The 25,671-nt window shown below is 41.4% G+C and carries 18 protein-coding genes; 2 read left to right on the top strand and 16 right to left on the bottom strand.

Annotated features, from left to right (window positions below; all coding sequences use genetic code 11):
* Window positions 1–6: 6 nt before the first annotated feature.
* Window positions 7–387 carry a hypothetical protein gene (locus MMU05_RS17480; RefSeq protein ID WP_241142968.1) on the bottom strand — a complete coding sequence of 127 codons (381 nt, stop codon included), beginning with the start codon at window positions 385–387 and terminating at the stop codon, window positions 7–9.
* Window positions 388–669: 282 nt separating this feature from the next.
* Here MMU05_RS17480 and MMU05_RS17475 point away from each other — a divergent pair, with 282 nt between their 5' ends.
* Window positions 670–2,667, top strand: a complete 1,998-nt coding sequence (locus MMU05_RS17475; protein WP_241142967.1) for a copper amine oxidase — start codon at window positions 670–672, stop codon at window positions 2,665–2,667.
* 79 nt (window positions 2,668–2,746) lie between these two features.
* Here the strand turns inward: MMU05_RS17475 and MMU05_RS17470 are convergent, their stop codons facing one another.
* The 15 genes from MMU05_RS17470 to MMU05_RS17400 all read right to left on the bottom strand — a co-directional run bounded on the left by MMU05_RS17470 (window position 2,747) and on the right by MMU05_RS17400 (window position 20,668).
* On the bottom strand, window positions 2,747–4,438 hold the full coding sequence (locus MMU05_RS17470) for an amidase (protein ID WP_241142966.1): 1,692 nt from the start codon (window positions 4,436–4,438) through the stop codon (window positions 2,747–2,749).
* Between the two features lie 444 nt (window positions 4,439–4,882).
* On the bottom strand, window positions 4,883–5,344 hold the full coding sequence (tnpA, locus tag MMU05_RS17465; protein ID WP_241142965.1) for an IS200/IS605 family transposase: 462 nt from the start codon (window positions 5,342–5,344) through the stop codon (window positions 4,883–4,885).
* A 564-nt stretch (window positions 5,345–5,908) separates the two neighbouring features.
* Complete coding sequence (locus MMU05_RS17460) at window positions 5,909–6,100, bottom strand: hypothetical protein (protein ID WP_241142964.1); 192 nt, start codon at window positions 6,098–6,100, stop codon at window positions 5,909–5,911.
* Between the two features lie 58 nt (window positions 6,101–6,158).
* The gene (locus MMU05_RS17455) at window positions 6,159–8,384 is read right to left on the bottom strand and encodes a xanthine dehydrogenase family protein molybdopterin-binding subunit (protein ID WP_241142963.1); all 2,226 of its coding nucleotides are present in this window, start codon (window positions 8,382–8,384) and stop codon (window positions 6,159–6,161) included.
* An 11-nt stretch (window positions 8,385–8,395) separates the two neighbouring features.
* Window positions 8,396–8,872, bottom strand: coding sequence for a (2Fe-2S)-binding protein (locus MMU05_RS17450; protein WP_241142962.1), 477 nt, complete (start codon window positions 8,870–8,872; stop codon window positions 8,396–8,398).
* A 431-nt stretch (window positions 8,873–9,303) separates the two neighbouring features.
* Window positions 9,304–10,395 carry an FISUMP domain-containing protein gene (locus MMU05_RS17445; protein WP_241142961.1) on the bottom strand — a complete coding sequence of 364 codons (1,092 nt, stop codon included), beginning with the start codon at window positions 10,393–10,395 and terminating at the stop codon, window positions 9,304–9,306.
* A gap of 258 nt (window positions 10,396–10,653) precedes the next feature.
* Window positions 10,654–11,907, bottom strand: a complete 1,254-nt coding sequence (locus MMU05_RS17440; RefSeq protein ID WP_241142960.1) for a LamG domain-containing protein — start codon at window positions 11,905–11,907, stop codon at window positions 10,654–10,656.
* 447 nt (window positions 11,908–12,354) lie between these two features.
* Entirely contained in the window at window positions 12,355–13,116 is a 762-nt protein-coding gene (locus MMU05_RS17435; protein ID WP_241142959.1) for a hypothetical protein, read from the bottom strand.
* Window positions 13,117–13,118: 2 nt separating this feature from the next.
* Window positions 13,119–13,895, bottom strand: a complete 777-nt coding sequence (locus tag MMU05_RS17430) for a hypothetical protein (protein ID WP_241142958.1) — start codon at window positions 13,893–13,895, stop codon at window positions 13,119–13,121.
* Window positions 13,896–13,898: 3 nt separating this feature from the next.
* Window positions 13,899–14,672, bottom strand: a complete 774-nt coding sequence (locus MMU05_RS17425; protein ID WP_241142957.1) for a hypothetical protein — start codon at window positions 14,670–14,672, stop codon at window positions 13,899–13,901.
* Between the two features lie 4 nt (window positions 14,673–14,676).
* A complete protein-coding gene (locus tag MMU05_RS17420; RefSeq protein WP_241142956.1) occupies window positions 14,677–15,114 on the bottom strand; it encodes a nuclear transport factor 2 family protein in 438 nt (145 codons plus the stop codon).
* A 15-nt stretch (window positions 15,115–15,129) separates the two neighbouring features.
* The gene (locus tag MMU05_RS17415; protein WP_241142955.1) at window positions 15,130–16,773 is read right to left on the bottom strand and encodes an arylsulfatase; all 1,644 of its coding nucleotides are present in this window, start codon (window positions 16,771–16,773) and stop codon (window positions 15,130–15,132) included.
* 285 nt (window positions 16,774–17,058) lie between these two features.
* Window positions 17,059–17,823 carry a DUF6090 family protein gene (locus MMU05_RS17410; protein ID WP_241142954.1) on the bottom strand — a complete coding sequence of 255 codons (765 nt, stop codon included), beginning with the start codon at window positions 17,821–17,823 and terminating at the stop codon, window positions 17,059–17,061.
* Window positions 17,824–17,899: 76 nt separating this feature from the next.
* Entirely contained in the window at window positions 17,900–19,204 is a 1,305-nt protein-coding gene (locus MMU05_RS17405; RefSeq protein WP_241142953.1) for an APC family permease, read from the bottom strand.
* A 429-nt stretch (window positions 19,205–19,633) separates the two neighbouring features.
* Window positions 19,634–20,668 carry an Lcl domain-containing protein gene (locus tag MMU05_RS17400; RefSeq protein WP_241142952.1) on the bottom strand — a complete coding sequence of 345 codons (1,035 nt, stop codon included), beginning with the start codon at window positions 20,666–20,668 and terminating at the stop codon, window positions 19,634–19,636.
* A gap of 278 nt (window positions 20,669–20,946) precedes the next feature.
* Between MMU05_RS17400 and MMU05_RS17395 the strand changes: the two genes are divergently transcribed.
* The gene (locus MMU05_RS17395) at window positions 20,947–25,044 is read left to right on the top strand and encodes a hybrid sensor histidine kinase/response regulator transcription factor (protein WP_241142951.1); all 4,098 of its coding nucleotides are present in this window, start codon (window positions 20,947–20,949) and stop codon (window positions 25,042–25,044) included.
* The last annotated feature ends 627 nt before the right edge of the window (window positions 25,045–25,671 follow it).

Genomic DNA, 25,671 nt, shown 5'->3' with positions numbered 1-25,671 from the left:
ATCATTTCAATTAAGTTGACTTACAGAAAATAAGGCACATTGCCGGGCTTCGGTGATAGACAAAATCCAGCCATCAACCATTACCATACTTCCATTTTCAAAATCATTGATGACTTTTTGCTCCAAACCCTGAGCAAGTGATCCCTCTTTTACATCAATTTGCTCTAATAATTTGACCAGTGTGCGTTCCTTTTTTTCCTCTTGATTGCTCAAAAGATATTGGTTACCAATCTTGGCGATTGTTTCATAATCCCAAATCTTCAAAAGTGATGTAGGTTGGGCTAAAACCTTATCAAATTCCCCACTTTTATAATTTTGACATGATACCGGGATGGAAAGGGCTGCTAAGCCAACTGCACCATGAATGATGAATTTTCTTCTTTTCATGTTTAGTATGTTTTAAAAATTGCCTGATTAAAAAATAGTGAATCAATTCATCTCTATAATTTCGGGAAAAAAATTCTTTTTCCTTTTCATCCTGGGACGAAGGCATGCTTTTATTGTCCGAACGATATCAAAAAGTTTCCCAACACATATTGAAATTAAAAATATATAATAGATATTTTTCTAATTCAACAAATTTTATTTCTCCATTTTGAATTTATTAAAATAAAGTCACTAATTTAACTTTTATTAGACCAAACCAATCCAATCGATAACATCCATCAAATGAGAAAGAAATCCTCCATTTATCTGTGTTGCCTTTTCCTCCTTATCAGTGGGAATTTATTTTCTCAGTCCACCGTCACGCAATTTAGGCATCCCTTGGACCCTCTTGACACCAATGAGATTAAGATTGTCAAACAAGTATTATTGAAAGAAAATAAGGTCAGAAATGACAGCAGTAGTTTATACAGTATCATCAACTTACTAGAGCCGCCAAAAAGTGAAGTGTTGGCCTATAAACCCGGAGATGATTTCAGGCGTGAAGCATTTGCTTATGTATATGATTATCCTGCAAATGCCTTGGGAAAAGCTGTTATTGACTTAAAGCAACAAAAGTTACTTTCCTTCGAAAAGATAGAAGGAAAACAACCTACAGGTGCTTTTAAGGCAGATTCTGTCGCTTCCGAGATTGTAAAAAATAATTCAGAATGGAACGCTGCCCTTATCAAAAGGGGGGTAAATCCCGATTCGGTAAAAGCCAGTTTTGGAAATTTTGCAGCTGATCTTGGTTTGGCACCGATTGGGAATCGGGAACTGATTGTTTCTCCCGTTTACATAAATAAGCAGTTCAGCAGGATGCCGATTGGAGGAATTTACGCCTTTGTGGATGTCACCGACAGAAAAGTCCTGAAGGTAGTGGATAGCGGCGGGGGTTGGTCGGACCCTGTAAAAGTGGGCTATTTCGAGGGAGATTCCATCAAAATTGACATGACCGCTCCTAAACAAGTGCTGATTACCCAGCCGGAAGGTGTCAATTACCGAATTGAAGGGAATCAGGTCATTTCTCCCCTTTGGAAATTCAGATTCAGCATTCATAGTAGGGAAGGTTTGGTGATCCATGATCTGCACTACTTTGACCAAGAGCAAAAGAAGTGGCGCTACATCATGTATCGTGGCGGACTTGCTGAAATGATCGTGAATTATGGTTCTCCGGATTTGTTAAATGCCTCAAACAATTATTTTGATGTGGGAGAATTCAGGTTGTTTCAGACCAAAGCAAGGCCACTCACTTATGGTGCGGATGCCCCAGAAAACGCCACCTATCTACCTGCTGTATTGCATAATGATTTTGCTACACCCATTCTTTCAGATAGTGCCCTAGCTGTTTTTGAAGAATATGGGGGAGTGCTTTGGAGGCATCAAAACCATGCCCGGCGCGCGACTGATCTCGCTATCAAGTATTACATCACTGCAGGGAATTATGATTATGGATTTAAATGGACTTTCAAAGAAGACGGTACGGTGGTCATCGTTACCGAACTCAATGGTATTGCGCATATACGTGTCGTGGAGCGGGTCACAGATGATCCCGGAAGTGCTGATGAATCCTATCAGGGACATTATTTTGGAACAATAGTCGAGCCGCATGTGGAAGCCAACAACCACCAACACTTTTTCATATTCAGGCTAGATCTGGATATTGATGGACAGCACAATTCCGTGGGGGAAATGAACATGGTTGCGGTTCCTAAGGGGCCCGACAATCCCTATGGAAATTCGATTATTGGGAAAAGGGATATGTTTAAGAATGAGCTTGAGGCCAAACGGATGGCAAACGCTGCGAGCAGCAGGATGTGGATGGTCATGAACCATCATGTAAAGAATAAATTCAACCACATGTCTTCCTACATGCTCATGCCAAGTCCCGGTGTTGTGCCTTTGGCGGAAGTTGGTTCTTCACTTTACAACCGTGCCGGGGCACTTTACCATCATTTTTGGACAACTCCCTATAAGTCAGATGAAATGTATCCTACGGGGGATTTTCCGGTCAGTAACCAGAAAAATGAAGGATTGCCCAAATGGACACAGCAAAACAGGAATATTGATAATACCGATGTGGTCGTATGGTATGTAGCAGGAGTCAATCACATCGTGCGGCCTGAAGAATGGCCAATTATGAATCAACATACGGTATCGATTACTCTAATGCCTTTTGGCTTTATGTCAAAAAACCCGGTTTTGGGAATGCCCCCGGTTAAATTGCCTACAGCAGGTAATTAAAAATAGGTAATGAAGTAGTCAAATAAAGGTTTTCGTACGGTAAAGTCATTTTTCCATTGGCTTAGGATTAGCCGTGGAATTAATTGGGACTTTTGCGGTGTTTGGTTGCCTGTTCATAGGAATAGCTTAATTTGATCAATACTCCTTCATCAAACATCCTTCCCAAAAACTGTATTCCTGCCGGTAGATTTTCAGCCGTAAATCCCATGGGAACAGTGAAGGCTGGTTGCCCGGTGTGCGGAGAGATAATCTGACTGTTATCCCCTTTATATTCTTCTTCAAAAAAGGCTATCCTGGCAGGTTTGTTATTCCAGGATGGATATACCAAAGCATCCAATTGCAGTTCATCCATTTTCTTCTCGATGGCCTCCCTAAATGCAATTCTTCTGATATCTGAAAAAGCATCCCCACAAAGGATGGCCGAATTTTCGCGACGGAGGGTATTGGTGGACAAGCGCTCCATCAGGTCTTTCGTATAGGATGACTTGGAACCTATTCGCATGATATCTTCCAAGGATTGGAGCGTATCTCTCTTTACATAAGTTTTGAGAAAATTCTCCACGTCTATGCGAAATGTGGGACACCATTGATCCTGACTGAGTTGGTCAAAATCTGCAATTTCCACATCTTGAATGATCTCAGCACCCAAAGCCTCCATATCTGATAAGGACTTTTTAAAAAGGGCATAAACTTCATCATCAGGATTATCGTCAACCAGGTTTCTTAATACCCCTATTCTTGCGCCTTTCAGCCCATCCTTGTCTAAATATTGGATGTAATTGGAAGGGATTTTTCCTTCCGAATAAAGCGTTAAGGAGTCTTTTGGATCGTATCCGGCAATCACTTCCAACACCTTCACTGCATCTTCCACTGTTCTGCACATGGGACCCACCACGTCATTTCTGAGGTAGAGCGGCACTATTCCTTCCCTGCTGACCAATCCCAAGGTTGTACGGAAACCAACCAATGCATTGTGGGAGGAAGGTCCCCTGATAGAATTGCCGGTATCTGTTCCCAAGCCAATAGTCCCAAAATTGGAAGCAATGGAGGCCGCTGTACCGCCACTTGAACCTGCCGGAACATAATCCAGATTATAGGGATTTCTGGTAATTCCCACTGTGGAGCTTTCCGAATGCATGGGACTGAAAGCCCATTCGGCCATATTGGATTTGGCGATGACAATCGCTCCGGCAGCAATCAGTTTTTTGATGATAAAGGCATCTTCTTCCGGATAAAAATCCTTCAAGGCCAGGGAACCTGCCGTGGTAGGCAAGCCTTTGGTATTGATGTTGTCTTTGACGATGATGGGAATGCCGTGAAGAGGACGCAGTGTTTTGGTTTTTTGGAATTCCTCATCCAAGGCTTTCGCCATTTCCATAGCATTGGGATTGACCATGCTGATGGAGTTGATTTCCTTGTCCATCCCTCCTATCCTATCCAAATATGCCTGTACCAATTCTTGGATATTAAATTTCCCACTTTGATATGCCGCGTGGATTTCAGAGATGGTGAGTTCTGAAAGGTCAATGGATTCGTTATTTGGGGTATCACATCCAAAGAAGGAAATCAACACAACTATCCAGATGGTGATTTTTTTGGGAAAATTGAAATGAAAGAGGCTCTTCCGCCCTTCATTCCGTGTATTGATCTCCAACGCAATCAAAGTCCCGATGACAACAAGGAAAGTTTCGCCGATGGCATAAACGAGATATCGGGTGAACCGATTTTGGGAGAGAAGTTTTTGGCGGATTTTTCGGAAGAATTTTAGCATTGTTTTATTGGCCTATAGGGTATTGAAATTTCTTACTTGATGATTATATCCCGTACCTAAAGGCACGGAGGGGATTGGTTAATTGTTTGTTCTACCCATATCAAGTCCCTAAAGGGACAATTCTCCAAGATCATCTTCAAAACGGGCAGGCCTAAAGGCACGGTTTTTTTATATTTCTTTTTTTCTACCCATATTTTGTCCCTAAAGGGGCTACCCATATTCAGTCCCTAAAGGGATAGGGATCATTTGCTAATCGTTTAATTTATCTATCCATATTTTGTTCCTAAAGGGACCGATATATTGATCCAATTATTCTATTCCAAGTTATATTGCGAGTAACTGATATCCTGAACATCTGTCGTTTTTCAGTCCCTTTAGGGACCTGCTATGGGTAGAAACGTTAAATTAAATTTGCTCATCTGTGCCTTTAGGTACAGGATCTATTTATTCAATTGGCTTGAAAATATACCGTGGATCATATTCAATTTCATGAATCTTCAAAAGCTCCTCGTATTCTTCAAGAAAAGATCTTTTTGAATGATGTATTTCCTGTTCCTGAATATACTTCATTACCCTTGGTACCTGATTTTTTGAATAAGAGAAAGCTCCATAACCGGATTGCCAAGAAAACTTTCCTTTAACAAAACCCTTTGTATTAATCCATTTGGATGAATCTTCCTTTACCATTTGCATCAAATCTGCCAATGCCTGTGTAGGCCTAAGGCCAATCAGTAAATGAACATGATCCGGCATCCCGTTGATCTGCAAGACCTTATGATCATAATTTTGCACCAATCCGGTGATGTATTTATAGAGCTCATCTTTCCAACTGCTTTGGATTAGAGAAATTCGATTTTGAACTGCAAATACAGCCTGAATATGAATTTGTGTATAGGTATTTGCCATCTTAAATATTTTATCCCGTACCTAAAGGCACGGAGAGGGTTTCATTAATTGTTTGTTCTACCCATATCAAGTCCCTAAAGGGACAATTCTACCAGATCATCTACCAATCGGGCAGGCCTAAAGCAACGGTTTTTTCATATTTCTATTTTTTCTACCCATATCAAGTCCCTAAAGGGACAATTCTACCAGATCATCTTCCAAACGGGCAGGCCTAAAGGCACGGTTTTTTTCATATTTCTATTTTTTCTACCCATATTTTGTCCCTAAAAGGCTACCCATATTCAGTCCCTAAAGGGACTGGGATCATTTGCTAATCGCTTAATTTATCTACCAATATTTTGTCCCTAAAGGGACCGGGTCTATATCAAATCAATCCAACCATTTTATTATCGTTATACCCTTGAATTGAAAATCAAATGAGAATGGTATTTAAATCTGCTTTCCTCTTTTGTTTAGTCCCTTTAGGGACTTTATATCGGTAGAAACATATTGATGATATGCATTTCTGTGCCTTTAGGTACAGCATATGATTATTCTATTGGCTTGAAAATATACCGTAAATCCTCATCCCAGCTTTCCATCTCCATCAATGTCTTTTCCACTTTGCTCCTCGAGAATTTTTAAGGTGTTGATCAAAAGAGATTTTGTCTTTTGAAGTTCATATTCTAAGTAAGCGACCCTCGCTTCTAAAGTTTCGGCCCTGCCTTTTTGGTCAGAGATTTGGCTTTGTTGGATAAGATTCCAAAATAGTCCCATGCTATTAATTTTTTGGTTTTATAAAATAAACTGACCCTATTGATGCAAAGAGATTGAATCAAGTCGTCGGACGGATCGAAGCTTTCAAATCGTTTTTTGAAATCGGAAGTTGTCGAATCCGGATTCCTGTAGCATCAAAGATGGCATTGGTCACAGCCGGCGCGATGACCGGGGTGCTTGGTTCTCCCCCTCCTCCTGGAGGATTTCCGGAATTGATGATATGGGTTTCAATCTTTGGAGCCTCATTCATTCGGGTGACGGGATAATTATGGAAGTTACTTTGTGCCACTGCACCGTTTTCGATGGTAATTTCTCCGGTCATGGCAGCGGCCAATCCGTAGATTATTCCACTTTCCATTTGGGCAATGAATCCATTCGGGTGAATGGCAAAACCCGGATCAACTGCACAGACCACGCGGTGCACTTTCACATTTCCGTCAATTCCGACTTCCACTTCTGCTACCTCAGCCACAATGGATCCAAAAGATTGGGCAATGGCGATGCCTCTGCCCCAATTGGCAGGAAGGGGTGTTCCCCAATTGGACTTCTCGTAAACCAAGTCTAACACACGCTGAAACCTTGGCTGATCCTTGATCAATTTTTTCCTAAAGGCAAAAGGATCCTGCTTTGCAGCATGGGCCATTTCATCAATGAAAGATTCTGTCAAAAAACCATGCGTCGAATGGTCCACGCTTCGCCAGTTTCCCCAAGGCACATGGGAGGCAGGGCTGGAATACTGAATCAACTGATTGGGAATCGAATATGGAATATCTGCCGCCTCCGGAGGATGATGCTTGAAGATAAACTGATGCGCGTAAGCAGTGGGAAGTCCCGATTGATCCAAGCCCGCCTTCATCCTACTGATGGTCGCCTCCCGATAGACATCGTGCTGTGTATCTTCTTCTCTGGACCAGATTAATTTGACCGGGTAGTTCACTTCCTTGGCGATCAGGATCGCCTGCTTCATCACATCTGTCTCTGAGCGTCTTCCAAATCCTCCGCCCAAGAGTTGGTTGTGGACTGTCACCTGATCGGTATCTATTTCAAGGAGTTCTGCAGCTGCCGCCCTTACTCCAAGGGGGTTTTGGCTTCCACACCAGAGCTCACATTTCCCATCGTGCACCCATGCAGTGCAGTTCATGGGTTCCATGGTGGCGTGGGCCAAAAACGGAAGTTGGTATTCTGCCTCGACAAGGATAGCTGCCTGTTCCAATGCGGTTGTTGCGTCTCCGTCTTTAAAATGTGTATCCAGATTTCCTTCAGCCAAATCAGTATCCATGGCCTTGCGATACCGATCCATGATTTCTTCCTGATTCAGACCACTATTTTCTGTGGCTTCAAATTCTATGGGAAGTGCATCTAATGTAGTTTTTGCCTGCCAATAACCATCAGCGATGACAGCCACTGCATCTCCCAAGTTAAAAATCTTTTTTACTCCCCGTTGGCTTGAGGAAACTGTGGTATCCACAGATTTTACTTTACTTCCAAAAACCGGGGCTGCCTTGATCGTGGCATATTTCATTCCGGGTACCTGCACATCCATTCCAAACTGAGCTTCACCTGTCACCTTGGCCGGTATATCGAATCTTGGCTGGGAAGTACCCATGAGGGTAAACTCTCCGGGAGATTTTAGTTTTGGTTGGGTGGGTATATTGACCTTGGCTGCTGCAGGCGCGAGCTCTGCAAAAGTGGCACTACGGTTGCTGCTCGGATGACTTATGATGCTGTTTTTGGCGATAAGCTCCTCCACCGGCACTTTCCAGGTATCTGCAGCGGCCTCCATTAGCATGGATTTGGCTGCAGCGCCTGCTATTCGCATTGCTTGCTGACCCGTAAATCTCACCGAAGCACTTCCGCCTGTAATCTGGAAATTCAGGGATTTGACGGCAGTTAGGAAAACCCCATCGATCGTTTCCTCTATAAACTTTGGGAAAGTTGCATTGCCTGCAACAAAACCTTTCAATAAGGTGAAATTCGCATATTCTTTATCAGCGGGAGCTTCCTGAAACTTTACTTTAGACCAATCAGCTTCCATTTCATCAGCGAGCATCATCGACAAGGCGGTATGCACGCCCTGCCCCATTTCGGCATGTGGAATGATTGCCGTGACCGTATTATCCAGAGCGATTTTGAGCCAAATATTCATGACCGTTTCTCCTTCCGAAGCTATCAATCCGGCTACTTTTGAGGAACGGTTTCCCGGTCGGATGGCTATCCCAATCACCAAGGTCCCTCCTGCCAATACTCCAGCTCCTATAAATGCGCGTCTAGTCCATTTTTTCATAGCTATATTTTTTAAAGGGGGGAGGAAGATTGAAGAGTTGCTGAAGCACGCTTAATGGCAGACTTTATGCGTCCATACATGCCGCAGCGGCAGATGTTTCCAGACATGGCTGCGTCGATTTCCTCATCGCTTGGAGAGGGATTTTCATTCAATAGGGCTACCGCTGACATGATTTGTCCGGATTGGCAATAGCCGCATTGGGGTGTCTGTTCTTCTATCCACGCTTGCTGCACGACATGTAGGGTGTTTTTATCAGGAGCAATCCCTTCAATGGTAGTGATGTTTTTCCCTTCTGCCGAAACTGCCGGTGTGACGCAAGAGCGAACAGGTTGGCCATCCATATGAACCGTACAGGCACCACATTGAGCGATTCCGCATCCAAACTTTGTACCGGTCAATCCGCACTGTTCGCGGATCACCCAAAGAAGTGGTATGTCAGCTGTCGCATCTACTTCAAATTCCTTTCCATTAATAGTCAATCTAATCATGATTCAGGGTTTTGATTTTTTATCAATATCGGAATTTTATTAGAAATCAAAGGTCTTCTGGCGCCTAGATGATATTTTCTGTTGCGAAAAGTTGGACTTTATATTTTAGTTTTTTTATGAGGTGAAAGTACAATGACTTAACCTGGAGTGGGTGTCTAAAAAAAGTAATGGTTAACCTTCTAATGGGAAAATTTCCGGAGCGGAATCGGAATTACCATTCCAGAAAAAAAGCGTAAAGGAAGTCTACGTTCAGTAAGGGTGATTTTTATCACTAATAGTTTAAAATCAATATTTTATAATTTTCATTACTTTTTATTATTACGTACCACATTTATAAATAAGAAGTCCCGACCCAAAAAGGCGGGACTTTTGTTATAGGCCTAAATCTTAATTCACTTCATCATTGTTTCTTTTTCTTTTTTGTGAAACTCCTAGTCTTTAAGACAGCGACAAGAAAAAGCATATTGTGTCTCGCCTTCGTCATCAAACCAACGATAAAAACTTGTGTTACTTCCACTATTACTTATAGAAACATGATAATTATCTTTACTCCACCATTTACCATATTCGCCTAAACCATTAGATATTGGACTACCGCAACACACAGTCCAAATTAAATCTCCGCCCGGAAGGGCAGTAAAGCCGCTTTCGTTAGTTGCTCCAATATTCGGCTCGTTCCATCCAGAAATTGATTTCATTTTACCCCCTGCAACTTCGCTTCCTCCTAAAAAATCTATCAATTCCTCCCATTCGGAATTGTTTGGGACATGCCAACCATTCGGGCACTCAGGAGCATTAAAAATACCATAGAGATATCCATACTTCTCACAATTTTCAGGTTGGTTATCATAACAGTCGCCTGAAGCATACTTTAAATTCTCAGCAAACCATACCTGATTTCCGATCCTGACAATTTTGTAAACCTGCCCATCACGTGGATCGGTGAAGGTATCTTCATCCATACAAACAGGTATCAAATTGTAATCTTCTGAGAAGGATATCGGTGATCCAAGTCCTTTTTGTGTAATGGAAAAAGTAACCTGATCACATTTCTCCCATCCCTTTTCGAGTGGTACGGAAAAGGTGGCGGTATAGCCTGAAGGGACGGCCTTAAACTCCTTTTTCTTTCCGTTGATCTGGATCGCAATGGAGGCTTTTGCCTGTGACGGCCCTGAGGTAACCTCATATTTTACCTTTACTACAAACTTGTTTTCGGTATTATAAGCCTTATAGGAAACCTTTTTTGTGTTGATTCCGGAACTTTGGCTTTTAGAATCTTTTATGGCAAAGTAATTTCCACTTTCAGGTTCTATGCAATCAGATTCACAATCTGAAGTGTATACTAACCTACCATTGATTGGATCATCTTCCGGTTCAAGTGCTAACCCGGAGAGGTCTTGAAATTCTTCCAATACAGCTACAGGCTCTTCCACAGGAGCTAATTGCTCACAGGAAAACAGCAGACCAAATGCAAACAAAACCACCAGGTAGTTTAGGATGCTGAACCGTTTTTGAGTTTCCATTTTTCTTGGGTTTGATTGTGAATAAATTTTCTATAAAGATACTTTGGGGAAAAAAAATCAGGAATGATTTTATGCAATCTAAATGGTGATTTTTATCATTAAATTATTGATATCCAATTTATTAAATGACATTATATCCGTTATTTCACACTGGTTAATTCGGCTCTGTTCACAAAATCTTTAAATTGATAATATGAGTAAAAAATTACAAAGTAAAATCCCGAAGAAGTGCTTCTTCGGGATCGAAATGGAAAACTTTTAGAAATTGGTTTTGGCTACATTATAAATCTTAATTTCATCTAAAATGAATTTTCCTTCAGGAAAATCATTTGCTCCTGCAATATCAGCCCTTTCGCCAAAGCTGGAATTCCAATTATTTTTGGTCGTTGACGCAACTTTTGTTCCATTGATGAATAGTTGCATGGTTTCATTTGAGCCAGAAATCCCTTCTCTATCCCAAACTGCCGCTATATGCACCCATTGACCGTTGAATTTATTGAAATCATCATATTTGATTGAAACATAAGACTCCTCTTTTCCAAGTTCAAATAATAACACATTGGTTTTGCCTTCATTACTATCATCAAAACTTGATAATCCTATCCCAGCCTCTAATCCATAAGGACCATCAAAAATTCTGTAGGGATTATGTTCATAGCCAACAGGAGTTTCTTTTTGGTAGAACCAGACAGAAATAGTGCCCCTATCAGGATTTAGCACCGAATTCAAATTATTCAAAACCAAATTATGAATTCGAGCCTCTATGAAGTAATCTCCAGGTGCAATAGTTATCCCTTTACCAATTTTTCCGGGAACAAAAGCTCTGTTTGCTGAGATATTCAATCCATCGTCTTCATCAAAAAAAGCAAGATCTGGACCCACCTCACTGTTCAATACCTCTTCAATGGATCCCAATTTATTCCAAAGAATCAGGCCCTCATGAATATCCTCACAAACAGGTATCAAATTGTAATCTTCTGAGAAGGATATCGGTGATCCAAGTCCTTTTTGTGTAATGGAAAAAGTAACCTGATCACATTTCTCCCATCCCTTTTCGAGTGGTACGGAAAAGGTGGCGGTATAGCCTGAAGGGACGGCCTTAAACTCCTTTTTCTTTCCGTTGATCTGGATCGCAATGGAGGCTTTTGCCTGTGACGGCCCTGAGGTAACCTCATATTTTACCTTTACTACAAACTTGTTTTCGGTATTATAAGCCTTATAGGAAACCTTTTTTGTGTTGATTCCGGAACTTTGGCTTTTAGAATCCCTTATGGCAAAGTAATTTCCACTTCCAGGTTCTATGCAATCAGATTCACAATCTGAAGAGTATACTAATCTACCATTGATCGGATCATCTTCCGGTTCAAGTGATATCCCCGAGAGGTCTTGAAATTCTTCCAATACAGCTACAGGCTCTTCCACTGGAGCTAATTGCTCACAGGAAAACAGCAAACCAAATGCAAACAAAACCACCAGGTAGTTTAGAATGCTGAACCGTTTTTGAGTTTTCATTTTTTTTGAGTTTGATTGTGAATAAATTTTCCATAAATCTACTTTCAGTGCTAAAAAACAGAAATGATTTTATGCAATATTAATAGTGATTTTTATCATTAATTAGAACAAAATGAGGTAGTTATAAAAATATTATATGAGTATCCGCAATGTTGCACGTTGGGATTGAGGAGACTTTATCGGTTGCGGATACTTGTCCACGGACGACAGTCCACTGTCCACAGAACCGCTGATCGTTCCCCTACCATTATTTAATTGGCTACGTGCAATAAAGCGGATACACACAAAATATTATTTGTTTTTATTGGAGTTAACAGAGAGATTAACTTTATCTAAAAATATGAATTGCCTAATATGAAAATCCCATCTTCTTTGGTAGTTGATTGAGAATAGCTAGAAAAATTGTAGTCAAGAAATAAAAAAAATCGATAAAAAATAATCGACTTTCTAAAAGTCATATTTCCCTTCTATCTCATTAATCAAATCATCGCATAATACCTGTTGGGCTGCGTATTCCTGAAGCGAACGTCCCATCATCGTACGGACTGTCACCACTTTATTTATAAATAAGTCCAAAGTATCTTGATCCAATATCTTGATGTACATCTCTGTGGTAATTGGCTTGTTGAACCGCAATTCTCCCGTGACCTCAAAATTGACCAGTTTAGCAGCCATGGGTACAAGCTCCCATTCTGCTTTTTCAACAATTTGATCCCTAAAAATAGTTTTCTTCAATTGGTTGTCATAAGCGTTCATTTTATTGACTAACTGCTGATCAAAATACCGCAGTGTACCTGAGGACTTCATTTGGGAATAGGTGCCGTCCGTTGGCGAAAAAGGGAAGGTGATAAAAACCTCCGTCATACTTTTGTAAAAAGCAAGTGTATCCCAAGACTCTCCGGGACTGCGGAGCATCTTTAGGAAATTTTGAATCGTGATGTCTTTACCTTTGGCAAACTCAATCGATTCCTGTAAGGCAGCTTTGTCTTGTTTCAAATCCTCCAACAAGGATACCGCCAATACTTCGGCACTTTTGTTTTCTACATAAGCTTCCCGCTGATTTTCTACAAAAAATCCAAGGGAAATTGCCAAAAACAGCATCAGGAATTCTTTGAAATAAGTTGTCCAGTTTCTCTTTTTAGAGACGATTGGCTCATTTGGATTGTGCTCTTCAATAGTCTGATCTTGATTTATGGGCGGTTTTTTCATGGTCAGTCGAGTTTATATTCTGAATGAATCAATTCCAATAAGCGAGCTGCATCAGACTTTAAAGACTCGGCACGGAGGCTATTGCCTTTGGTCATTTTGGATAAGTAGTGGATCTGAAAAGCAATCTCATTGATGACCTCAAAATCATTTGTGATCAGTTGGGGATTTGTCGTCGGCATGACGAATTTCATATTTGCATCCATGGTCTTATTCAATTCCGAAGAATTAAAGACTTTCCCACCCATTTCGCGAAAAGTTGATTTGGTCTTATTATCATTTTCATCCCATTCCTCGAGCACCTTTACCTTTTTCTCGTAAGTCAGCAAAGCATTTACGACGTTTCTTTTTCTAAGCAGCCGAAGATTCCCGGCGTTTTTCAGCTGTTGCATGGTACCATCGGAATAAAAAAATGCCTGCTCGTTGAATACTTGCCGGGCCAAAAAGTAAATCTGATTCCCCAATAAACTCCGCTCTTCTGATAGGATCATTTCTGCCAAAGAATCCATGAGTACGCTTTTTTCTCTTCGGAAAGAGATGTACAGACTGAGATTTGTCGTGTCCGTTTTTAAGTCTTCAATCAAAGAGAAGATGTATTCTTTTTCAATATTTCTTGCACTTAGAGATTCCCGATAGTTCTCCGCAAGGAATCCACAGAATACAGCCAAAAACAGCATAAAGAACTCCTTGAAATAGGATTTCCAATTCCTCTTTTTCAAAGAGTTAATAACATCCTTGTTGGAGAGGTCTTTCTCGATTTCGGTTGATTGATTTTCTTCCATTTTCTACTCTAGGTCATATTCTTTGGTAAGCAAAGCGATAAGCTGGATTGCTTTATTATTTAATTGTGCCAGCCTGGTCTCAATTATGAAAGTGCTTCCTTTCAATTGGTGAATACAAAAGGCAAGGTCTTGTTGTAGAGCAGGGTCATAAGAACGAAGTGGCGGATTGTTCTTTGGCCTTTGAATTCCATTGGCAGTCACCATCTGATCAAAAACAAAAGGGTTGAAGATCTGAGAGATAACAGGGAAGGCATTGTACCTTTCTGTGCGATCATCTTCATGGTTGGTGATTAACCTTTCCACCATTTTTTGATACGCCATGATGCTATCTGTGGCCTGTTCGTTTCGGATCAACCGCAGCGCACCTGAATTTTTCAACTGCGCAAAGGTTCGGTCATTGTTTTGAAACCAGACACTTCTTACCAGACTCCTTCCAAAGAAATAAAGCTCATTTTCATGTCCTTTAATGGTTTGATTACTAAGCAAAAGCATGAAAGAGTCCATTTGTATCATCTTCATTTTCCTATAATCCAGGTTTCTTTTGATATTCGCGGTATCAGATTTTAAATCTTCGATATAGGATTGGATGAACTGCTTTTCTTGCTGCTTTTCGACCATATTTCCCCGATAATTTTCTGCCAGAAAACCACAGAAAACTGCCAGAAACAGCATCAAAAATTCCTTGATATAGGATGTCCATTTTTTCTTTTTCAGGGAGCTGATCACCTCTTTGTTGGAAAGGTCTTTTTCAGTTTTTGGGACTTGATTTTTTTCCATCAGCTTAATTTTCTAGTGTGACAAATAACTGTGAATGAATCAGCCAAGTCCCCGAGGCTTTGGTCCATTGGGCGGAATACTTCCCTCCTACTACCGGTTTATCCGAGTCTTCATAATATCCCTTCCAAGTACCTGTTTCCCAGGCTAGATTGGTTTTAGGATTGACAATCACTTCATCAGGAGTCCGGATCCAATACATTTTGGGGCCTTTTTGGGATTTGATATAAGCGTCAAGAGCGGCATTTCCGGCTATAAGTGTACCCGCCCCTGTGGTGATAAAGGCGTCCGGAGTTGAAAAGGTAGCATTCAATGCCTCATCAAAAGCACGAAGGGCCTGATTGGAAGCTTCCCGCTGGGCGAGAATCAGAGCTACTTCATCCTCCTGGGCAAAAGAGAAAGTGACTAACAAAAGTCCTATCAGAGAAAGAAGTGTTTTTTTCATGATTATCTGTATTTACTATTTGATTTCTTCCCCTTGTTTCGGAGAAGGAGAAACTATTCCAACCTGTTTAGAAAATTTGTCCCATTCCAGCAGAAGCTCTTGGTATTTTTCAGGCTTTGCTTCTTTCAGATCTTGTTGTTCGGATAGGTCAGTTTCCAAATTATAGAGCTCGAAGTTTTTCAGTTCAAAAGGTCTTTTAGTATTAAGAAGTTTCCAAGTCCCCTTTCTGAGCAAGGCGTAGCCATTAAGCTCCATCCCAAAAACATAATCTTCTGCATGAATTGCCTGTTTTTCACCTGTCAAAACCGGTAAAAGTGAAGCTCCGAGAAGAGGTTTCACTGCTTTACCATTCCATTCTACAGGATAGGCAGCATCCGCTACTTCATAAAAAGTAGGTGCCAGATCCAGCAAAGTCAAAAAGGAATCATTGATGCTTCCTTTGTTTTCTACTCCGGGACCGCTGATAATCATGGGCACATTCATTCCCCCTTCGGTTGTGAATCCCTTGTAATATTTGAAGGGAGAAGAACCCGCCTCTGCCCATTGTGGGCCATAGGAAATAAATGAGTTGGGCTTACCCATATCAGCATAGGCATCGGTATGGTTTTCTCTAATTAGCTCTTTAAAACCCTCAACATAATAAAAATCCTCGGCTGCAGCCCCATTATCAGACATAAAAACGATTAGTGTATTTTCATATTCACCGATTTCTTTAAGGTATTGAATCAGCCGACCGATATTGTAGTCCAAGTTGTCCACCATTCCCGCATAGAGTTCCATCTTTCGGGCTTCCATTTTTTGCTCCTCCGGAGAAAGCGAATCCCAGGCTTTGACATTTGGATGAGAAGGAGGCAAAAGTGCATCTTTAGGAATCATCCCGGCCTTCTTAAGGCTTTCAAAGCGTTGCCTCTTTAGTTCCTCATAACCTGCATCGTAGCGGCCTTCGTATTTTTTCCAATATTTTTCATCCACCTGAAGCGGCCAATGGGGAGTAGTGTAAGCGGCAAAGGTGAAAAAGGGTTTACCATCTTCGGCATTGCTTCCGATATATTCGATGAGTTTATCGGTGTAAAAATCTGTGGAATACGCCCCTTCCGGCCATTCCGCTTCAGTCCCATTTTCGTAGTATTTTGAAATAGGGGCTTGGGGAAGGATTCCAAAATTATTGTAATGATTGGCTCCTCCCTGGGGCGTGATAAAGAACTTTTCAAAACCTTTGTTTCCGGGATGATGCTCCGGCTCGGCCCCTAGGTGCCATTTTCCGGCCATATAGGTGTGATATCCCTTTGTTTGGAGCAGTTGCGGAATGGTGATGATTCTTTCGCTGAGAAATCCTTCATATCCTTCAACGCCCTCTCTTCTTCCCTGTATACCCATTCCGGCAACATGATTGTTATTTCCAGTAAGGAACATGGCCCGACTCGTGGCACAAAGAGGAGAAGAGTGAAAGCGACTGAAGCGAATGCCCTTATTGGCAAGTTCATCCAGATTGTGAGTGTCGATATCACCACCAAATGAGCCCAAATCTGCATAACCCAGATCATCGGCCACGATCAAAAGGATATTGGGAGGCTTAGGTGGCGATATTTCTTGTTGGCAAGAGAAAAGTGAACATCCAAAAAGAGCCGCAAATACGTTCGTCCTAAATATATTTTTCATAATTGATTTTTAATTTCCAAACTTGTCAATAGAGTTTTGTTTAAGATCAACCTTAATTGGGTACCAAGATTTCAACGTGGTTTTTATTTTGACTTTGTTACCCTTAGCCCTAAATCAAAATACCGACTTCAATTAAAAAATTAAATAAATAATTGATGCCAATTACCGGATCGAGGACGAAACATATGAAATTCTTCTCCAAAGGGGGGGATTTCTTTCCGGGGAATGTTTGGAGCTAACCTATCAGGAATGTCAAGAGTCCACAGGCTATTGCCTGTATAATACTTATTCTTTTGTATTGACGGCATCTTCCAAAATTTTTATCAGGTCCGAAGTATCCTCTTTTATTTGTTTGAGCATGATAATACAATCCTTATTGATCCAAAAATGAATTGCGGCATTTCGGAGGTAGATATCTCGATTTACCCTTAGGTCATCGGCAAGTTTTTCGGTGGATTCTTCAGGAAAAAGAAATGAGGTAATATCAGTATCAAATATTAATGCATCTGTATGGATAAATAGAGGAGCATCAATCGGCATAGCCCAATCAGCATTTATCTTATAATCCCATTCTACCGCTTGGTAACTTTGGTAGTGGGTGACAATTTGGTCTCTTAATCCGGTATCTTTTATGATACCGAGGTTTCCGGTGCTGGACAAGTCCTCATAGGTGGAAATGGAAGGATTGAAACGGGGATAAAGTGTGCCATAAATCAAGAATTCTCTTGCACTTTGAACCAATAGGGAATCACTGCTATCCTTTTCTTTGAATGAATTGCTCAGATTGGCGATTTTGTGATTATTATTTTCCAGCCGCTCAATTTCAGCAGCGAAAGTGAGGACATCACTTTTGTTTTCTTGGATCAATCTGTTGAGGTATGATTTTTCCTGTTGGTCAAGTTTTCTGTTTTCATTCCAATTGTTGATCGATAGGGCAATCAATATCCCGATGACTACAAGGAAGATTTCGCCAACGCCGTACTTTAGATAACCGCTTATCTTGTTTTCTAGTAAGAGCTTTTGGCGGATTTTGCGGAGGAAATTGATCATAGTCTATATTCTGTTTCTAGAAAGTTTGTCAGCTAACCCTCTTCTAAAACTAAGATAGTGAGGATATTGAGCTGTTTCATATTACTTTGTTCTTATTTAAAATTTTGAGCAGGAAATAAAGAAATGTCAAAATCCCGATCAGGATCAAAATGCCTTGGATTTCCCGTCCGGATAAGTTGGAAAGGAAATACAGAATAATGCCTGCAGAGATAATCGGAACTGTATATCCAAATGGGATTTTGAATTCCCCGGGACTGTTTGCTTTTGTTTTGCGAAGCTGAATCACAGAAAGGGACACCCCAAAATACACCAATAGCATACTCGCGGAGGCGATGACGGCCAATTGCCTAAATCCTCCCAAGGAAGCTATGGTAAAACCAAGTCCTGCATAGAGCAAAATCGAAACATAAGGGGTTTTGAATTTATGGTGGATGGAAGCCAATTTTGCAATCGGGATCACCCCATCCACAGCCAACCTGAAAAACACCCTCGGCAAATTCAGAATCTGACCGCTAAGCATCCCAAACATCGATATACCAGCCCCAATAAAAAGAAGGGTATATCCTACAGGACCAAAAACAATCCGGGCAGTTTCTGCCAAAGGAGCTTCTTTGAAGTTGGTCAATTCATTGCCCAACACGCCCTGAGAAACCGTCTGAATCAGGATATAAAGCAAAAGCACAAAAGAGATTCCGATAAAAATCGCTCTTGGAACGGTCTTTTGGGGATTTTTGATTTCCCCTCCTATCGTCAATCCGGCATCTCCTCCCTGAAAAGCAAAAAACAAAATCAGTGAAGCCTCGCCAAACTGTTGGATAGTCGGTGCTGATTCCCAGTATAAATTCGCCAGTTGGACGTCCTTCCATCCAATCGTCACCAACAATAAAAGCGGGATCAATTTGGCGACAGTATTGATTTTAACCAAACCGATGCCCTGTTTGACTCCGACGACATTGAGGGTAGCCAAGCCTGCAAAAATCACAAACAGGGTCAGAACCCTGACATACTGATTTTTGAAGACCGGAAATACCAATCCCAAAATTTCAACAAGGGCATTGGACACGGCGGCATCCGAGAATATACTGCCCATCAGCAAAAATATGGCAGCCAAGAAACCGGGATATGGCCCAAAGGCCGTCTCGATGTAGGCATATCCCCCGCCGGAGTGGGTCACCTTACTACCCGCCTCCGCAAAACACAACATGACCAATGCAATCAAAAACCCGCAAAACAGGTAAGCAATCACCGCTTGGGTTCCCATGATCTCGGCAACAATAGCCGGCAAAACAAAAATCCCCGCACCAACGATGATATTGACAATATTGGCCGAAAGCCCCCACACCCCTACTTCTCTTTTTAATCCTTCTTGGGTGATTCTCATAAAAATTTCTAGAATTTAGTTTATATGGATTTTCATCTTTTCAATTTAATCAGAAATCCAGTAGTTGCAATTTGGCTGAGAAAAGAATGGGTTTTGTTGATTTTGAAAAAGTATTATGAGTATCCACAATGTTGCACATAGGCCCTGAGGAGACTGTATCGGATGCGGATACTCGGCCACGGACGACAGTCCAGTTTCCACAGAACCTCTAATCGTTCCCCAACCAATATTTGTTTGGCTACCCGCAATAAAGAGGATACTCGCACAAAATATTAAAACAAAAAACTGGCAAGGATTTACTCCCTGCCAGTTTCTCGATAATGCGACTGCTTGCTTCGAATTCGCTCAGCACAAGTCGCGGTAATTTTTAAATTGATAAACAATTCGACCCTTCGGCATGCTCAGGAGAGTCCAGCTCAGTGCAGGTGGTTAAAAAGCCCGAACCGCACGGACTTTATAAAAAATGTCCTTAGGGGGGCTGAACTGAGAGCTAAAAATGAAGTCCTGCGCCCAAGCGACGAGGTCGGTATTGCCCACGCTGGAACTCCAATAGAAGGCACTATTATTGCCTATAATAAAACCGCCAACCGCCTCTTCATTTTCATAAAGTTTGTTCAACTCATCTTTGCTGGGTAAATACCAATCGCTATAACCATTTAAATCCAAATCATCACAGATCCTAGCTGCGATGCCTGCATCTGCACAACCGCTCACTATAGCTCTGGTATTAGCTGCACCTGTTCCTATTGCTGTACTTGTACCAACAATTGAAGTTCTTAAACACCCCCATTCGGTTCCTGCACTTTGGTCACTTGGAGCAGCTATTATGCCGTGGGTTTCACCTGCCACATAGCCCGGGTCACCGTCCTGTAGGATATAGGCAATTATACCGCCCTGGTATGCATCACCTATTTTCAATGATTCTTCGGCACAAACAGGTATTAAATCATAGCTTTCGCTAAATGTGATTGGTGTGCCCAATCCCTCCTGTACCACGCTAAAGGAAACTTCATCGCATCCGGCCCAGCCGTCAGCAAGTGGAACAGTGTGGCTGACCGTACTGCCTGAGCTCACATCTGTGTATTCCACTTCGTTGCCATCAATAGCAATCGTAATGGTTGCCTTTGCCTTTGCAGGTCCGGCAGTGATGGCATAGGTCACTTCCACTACAAAATGGGTTTCGGTGTTGTAAGCGGAGTAGCTGACCGATTTTGTGTTTCTGCCCGATCTTCCAGTAGCCACATCAGAAACAGGATAGTAGATTTCACTCCCCGGTTCAATACAATCTGTTTCACAAGATCCTGTCGGTCCTATCCGGAATTGTGAGTTTAGTAAATCTGCGTCAATATTTTTCGCAAGCAGGTCACCGCTGTTTTCCAGGTCGGGCTGCATGTCGGTCATGTTTTCCATTCCGCAGGACGCCAGGAATAAAATGGCGAGAAAAGGCATTAGGAGTTTTTTCATTTTTTTTAGATTAAGGTTAGAAAAGGATTTGATTATCCACTTGAACAATCTTCATTTCTCAAGATATATAACTTAATGGTTCAAGTCCTCCAAACCAGGACGAACTGCATGTATTTTTTCCCCAACGAATGGAAATTCTTTCCGAACGAAAATTGTCTACCTCGAGAACTTCAAAGCAGGAAATTTTCCTTCATCTGTATTTTAAAAATGTAAAAATTGGATATTGGAATTTAAGTAAATATGATTTAAGTTGGTGAGTAGAAATCACCTGAAAACCAATGCCTAACCCAAAATTTTTCTTCTTTTTCATTCTTGTCCATATTTCATTTTTATGTAGAGGTCAGGAAGTTAAAATCACTCCCATACCTTATCCATTGGATCAATTCCTCACCAATATTGTAGGAATGTGTCAGGATGAGGAGGGTTTTATCTGGCTTGCTGACAATTACAACGGACTAATCAAATACGATGGCTCGTCTAAAAAATTATACAAGACTGATCCTGATAATCCCAATTCCCTGTTTTCAAATCGACTTGAAACCATAACGGCCGGCAAGGGAGGTATCATCTGGATTGGCAGTGCCCAAAACGGACTGGACCGCTTTGATCCTAGCAGCGAGACCTTTACCCATTACCAACACGATACAAATGTATCTTCAACGCTTGTTGATGATCAAATTAGTGCGCTCTTAGAGGATCCTGCGGGTACACTTTGGGTAGGGACTGGAAAAGGACTTGACACCTTAAACCAAAAAACGGGAGAATTTGTGCCCATCGAAGATAATTCTCCCTCGGGGATTTTGCTTCAAAGTGCCAACGTCAGGGTAATTTATGAGGATCAGACAGGTACCATTTGGATAGGTGCCGGCAACGCTTTTGGCCCACAGAATCACCCTTCAGCAGGATTGTACCAATTTGAAAGAAAGTCAGGCTTGATCACCCATTATAGGCATGATCCAAAAGATCCGATATCTCTAATTGGCCAAAACATACGGGCTATTTTTGAAGACAGTCAAGGTAATTTTTATGTAGGTACAGATGGGGACGGACTCCACATCATGAACCGGGAGCGGGGTACTTTCCAACGGATGCCAATCGATCCCAACAATCCAAATGCACTATCGAGGCCACCGGTCAATCCAAAAGCTCGCTATGCAGTAGATCATATTACTTTTATCAATGAAGATTTCCAAGGTTGCATTTGGATCGGAACCTATGCTGGAGGCATTAACAGATACAATCCAAAATCGAAAACAATGGAATTTTTTGGAACTCGCGGAATAGGATCTCATCACTTGGAAAAGAATGACTTTTGGACAATGCTGAAGACAAAGGACGGGCTTCTTTGGATTGCCGGATGGGAACCACAGACTGAAAATCAGGTTTTATTTCAAGTTTCAACACTTCAAAACCATTTTGACCATACCGAAACCGGCCCCAGAGTAATCACTTTTGCACAAGGATCAGATAAAGGAATTTGGATTGGGACTACAAATGGACTCTTTGGAAAAGAACAGGACGAAGGAACCGCCAGTTTTTTCTCTTTTGTAAAACGCACCATAAGTTCAAAGTACATCACAGACTTTGGTTTTGATGAAAAAGAAAATTTATGGCTGACAACGGTAGGTGGACTTTACTTTTTTGACAGAAAATCAATGAATGCTACTTTCCTCGGTCCTAATGAGAAAGACAAAGAAAGCCTGTCCTCCTTTGCAGCGATTTCTGTCCTGCCCCTAAAAGATGAAACTGTTTGGATCGGTACCAACATTGGTCTTGATATCCTGGATATTAAGACGGGAAAAATCAAACGTTATAAACATAAACCGGGTGATTTAAGAACACTTAGCGGAAATTCTGTTTCAGACCTTTTTCAAGATTCAAAGGGAAATATTTGGGTGGCAACAAACAAAGGACTTGACCTTTATATGCCCGATTCCGATGACTTCAAAAGGGTGTTAAGTAGTGCCGGAGCATCTATACTCAGTATTTTTGAGGATAGCAAACAACGAATTTGGGTCAATTCCCATCGTTCAGGCCTTTTTTTATTGAATCAAAACACTGAAGAGTTTGTCCCTTTTTATGATGCCTCCGGTTTGATCACCGATAGGATGCTGGTCAAAGGAATGGTGGAAGATGAGTCCGGGTATTTGTGGTTGAATACAGACATAGGGTTTATTAAACTGGAACCTGAGACAAGAGATGCCGTCTTGTTTGGACAAAGCTGGAAACAGACTTCTGAGAATAATTTCAACTCATTCAGGACTTTTATCTCCAATAAAGAAGAAATCTTTACCGGGGATGCATCCGGATACTTTCATTTTTTTCCTAAAGAACTCTCAGACCAATACTTGGCGCAACCAACTCCTTATTTTACCAGGTTTTTTCTTTCCAATTCTGAACTTATTCCCGGGACAAACAAAATCCTACCCTTACTGCTTCAACAAACCAAACACATCAAACTTCCATACAACCAAAATACCATCTCAATTGAATTTGGCATTATTGATTTTGTAACCGGAGAATCGGAAAAAAACATCCTTTTCAAATTGGACAACCATGATCAAGATTGGAAAAACGGGAATGAACTTGTGGCAGATTATTATAATTTACCTCCCGGGGAGTATGTATTTCAAGTCAAATCAGCCAACCGGTTTGGGAATATTGGGCAGCGGTCCCTAGCCATTACTGTGATGCCGCCATGGTTTACCCAATGGTGGGCTTGGCTATCGTATGCTTTACTGCTGTTTTTAATGCTGTATTGGGTATATGGATTCTTACTCCGTAGAAAACTTGCCCAAGCAGAAGTCATCCGGCTCCAAGACCTCGATCAGGTCAAAACCAGAATTTACACCAATTTGACCCACGAATTCAGGACGCCGTTGACCGTGATTTCGGGTATTGCGGACCATATATTGTCCCAACCTTCAATAGAGAATTTGAAAGACGGGCTGCCCATGATCAAACGGAATAGTGCGCAATTGCTCAGACTGATCAATCAGATGCTGGATCTATCCAAACTTCAGTCGGGTAAGTTGTCCGCAAAAATGATCCATGACAATATCTTGGGTTACCTGAAATACCTGACCGAGTCATTTCATTCCCTGGCCGATTCCAAAGATATTCGTCTGCATCTACTCCCGGGTTTTGACGAGTTGTACATGGACTTTGCTCCTGAGAAAATTCAGGCCATTTTTTCCAATCTGGTAGGGAATGCTGTAAAATTTACGCCACCGGGAGGCAATATTTACATAAAAATGGAAAAGATCACTTCCGGAGAAATGGGGGATTTTTTGGAAATCAAAGTGAAGGATACCGGCAAAGGAATTCCTTCGGAGCATTTACCTTACATTTTTGATCGGTTTTATCAGGTGGATGATTCGGCTACCAGGTCAGATGAGGGAACCGGAATCGGCTTGGCGCTCACCAAAGAACTGGTCCAATTGATGTCGGGAACGATTGAGGTCAGCAGCCAGATAGGAAAGGGTTCGGAATTTACACTGAGACTTCCCATTCAAAAAGAAGCTCCAAAAGGTAATGCCGGCGAATTGGAGCAACAATCACGGCCAAATGACACCGGTTTGGTGAAGGCATCTGCATTTGGAGCCGAGGAAGATTACAATGAAACACTCCCGCTGGCATTGCTGGTAGAAGACAATGAAGATGTACTCAGCTACCTGGAAATCTGTCTCCAAGGCAAATACAGAATCCAAAAAGCCAGAAATGGCCTCCAGGGAATCCAACTCGCGATAGAAATGATTCCAGACATCATCGTCAGTGACGTAATGATGCCTGAAAAGGACGGCTACGAAGTCGTCGAAAGGCTGAAAAAAGATGAACGGACCAGCCATATTCCTATCATCCTACTCACTGCAAAGGCAGATCTCGAATCACGATTGGAAGGGCTTGAAAGAGGAGCTGATGCTTATCTTTCCAAGCCCTTTGAAAAGAAAGAGCTGGAAGTACGACTGAGGAAATTGATTGAGGTACGACAAAAGCTGACAGCGCGCTATGGGACGGTCGACCCTGTGGGTACACCCGAAACTCCCGCCGAAATACAAGAGGATGCATTTCTAAAAAAGCTTCGCTCCCTCGTGGAAGCGAATTTGGAAAGTGAGGAGTTTGGCATTGGCGAATTATGCAAAGAACTGGCTGTTAGCCGGACTCAGCTTCATCGTAAGCTTAAGGCCCTGACCAATAAATCCACCTCACAAGTCATCCGGGCGATTCGAATGCAGGAAGCAAAGAAACTTCTACTCAATTCATCCTTGAATATTTCTGAAATTGGATATGCAGTGGGATATGGCAATCCCAGTCATTTTACACAAGAATTTACCAAAGAATTTGGGGAAGCCCCGAGTTTTTTTAGGAAAGGGTGATACTTTTAAGTGGTTATTCGCTTCTTTGCCAGTAAGCCTTTAATGAATTTCAAGCTTGACGGAGGTCGGAAGTCGGAAGTCGGAAGTCGGAAGTAACGGACATTTTAGTGTTTGACCAAGAATTATTTCGAATTTTTATGTTAAAGGCATAATTGCGTACATCCATATTCATTTTAAGCCTCAGAACCGATTCAAATCGGTTCTGAGGATTCAATTTCTATTCAATTTTTTCTTTCTGGATTAAAAAACAGACAAATTCAGCTTTAAGCATGAATTGGAACAAAGGCTAAAGCCTATGAATCAATAGCTAAACCAATGTTTTAGGCAAGTACTTACCTTGGATTCAATATAAACATAGATCGGGTAATACAAAAATCCATTGGCGTGAAATCGGCAATGGTTTTTTTTCTCATTTTAAAGCATAGCTTTTTTGAAAAGGCTGATATTTCTTCCAAGCCTAACGGCTAGTTCTTAAACTTGATGGGGATTCAACTTTTTATGAAATTTTTTCCAGTTGGCTAAATAAACAGTCAAAATAGGCATTTTTATGGATTTGGAACAAAATATAAAGCATTTGGAACAATAACTACGGTCGGACTTTGAACATTAAAGTAGGTTTGTACTGTA

Source organism: Cognataquiflexum rubidum (assembly GCF_022538115.1).
GTDB lineage: Bacteria > Bacteroidota > Bacteroidia > Cytophagales > Cyclobacteriaceae > Cognataquiflexum > Cognataquiflexum rubidum.
The sequence above is the reverse complement of the archived record's forward strand: the minus strand, read 5'-3'. Positions and strand labels throughout refer to the sequence as shown.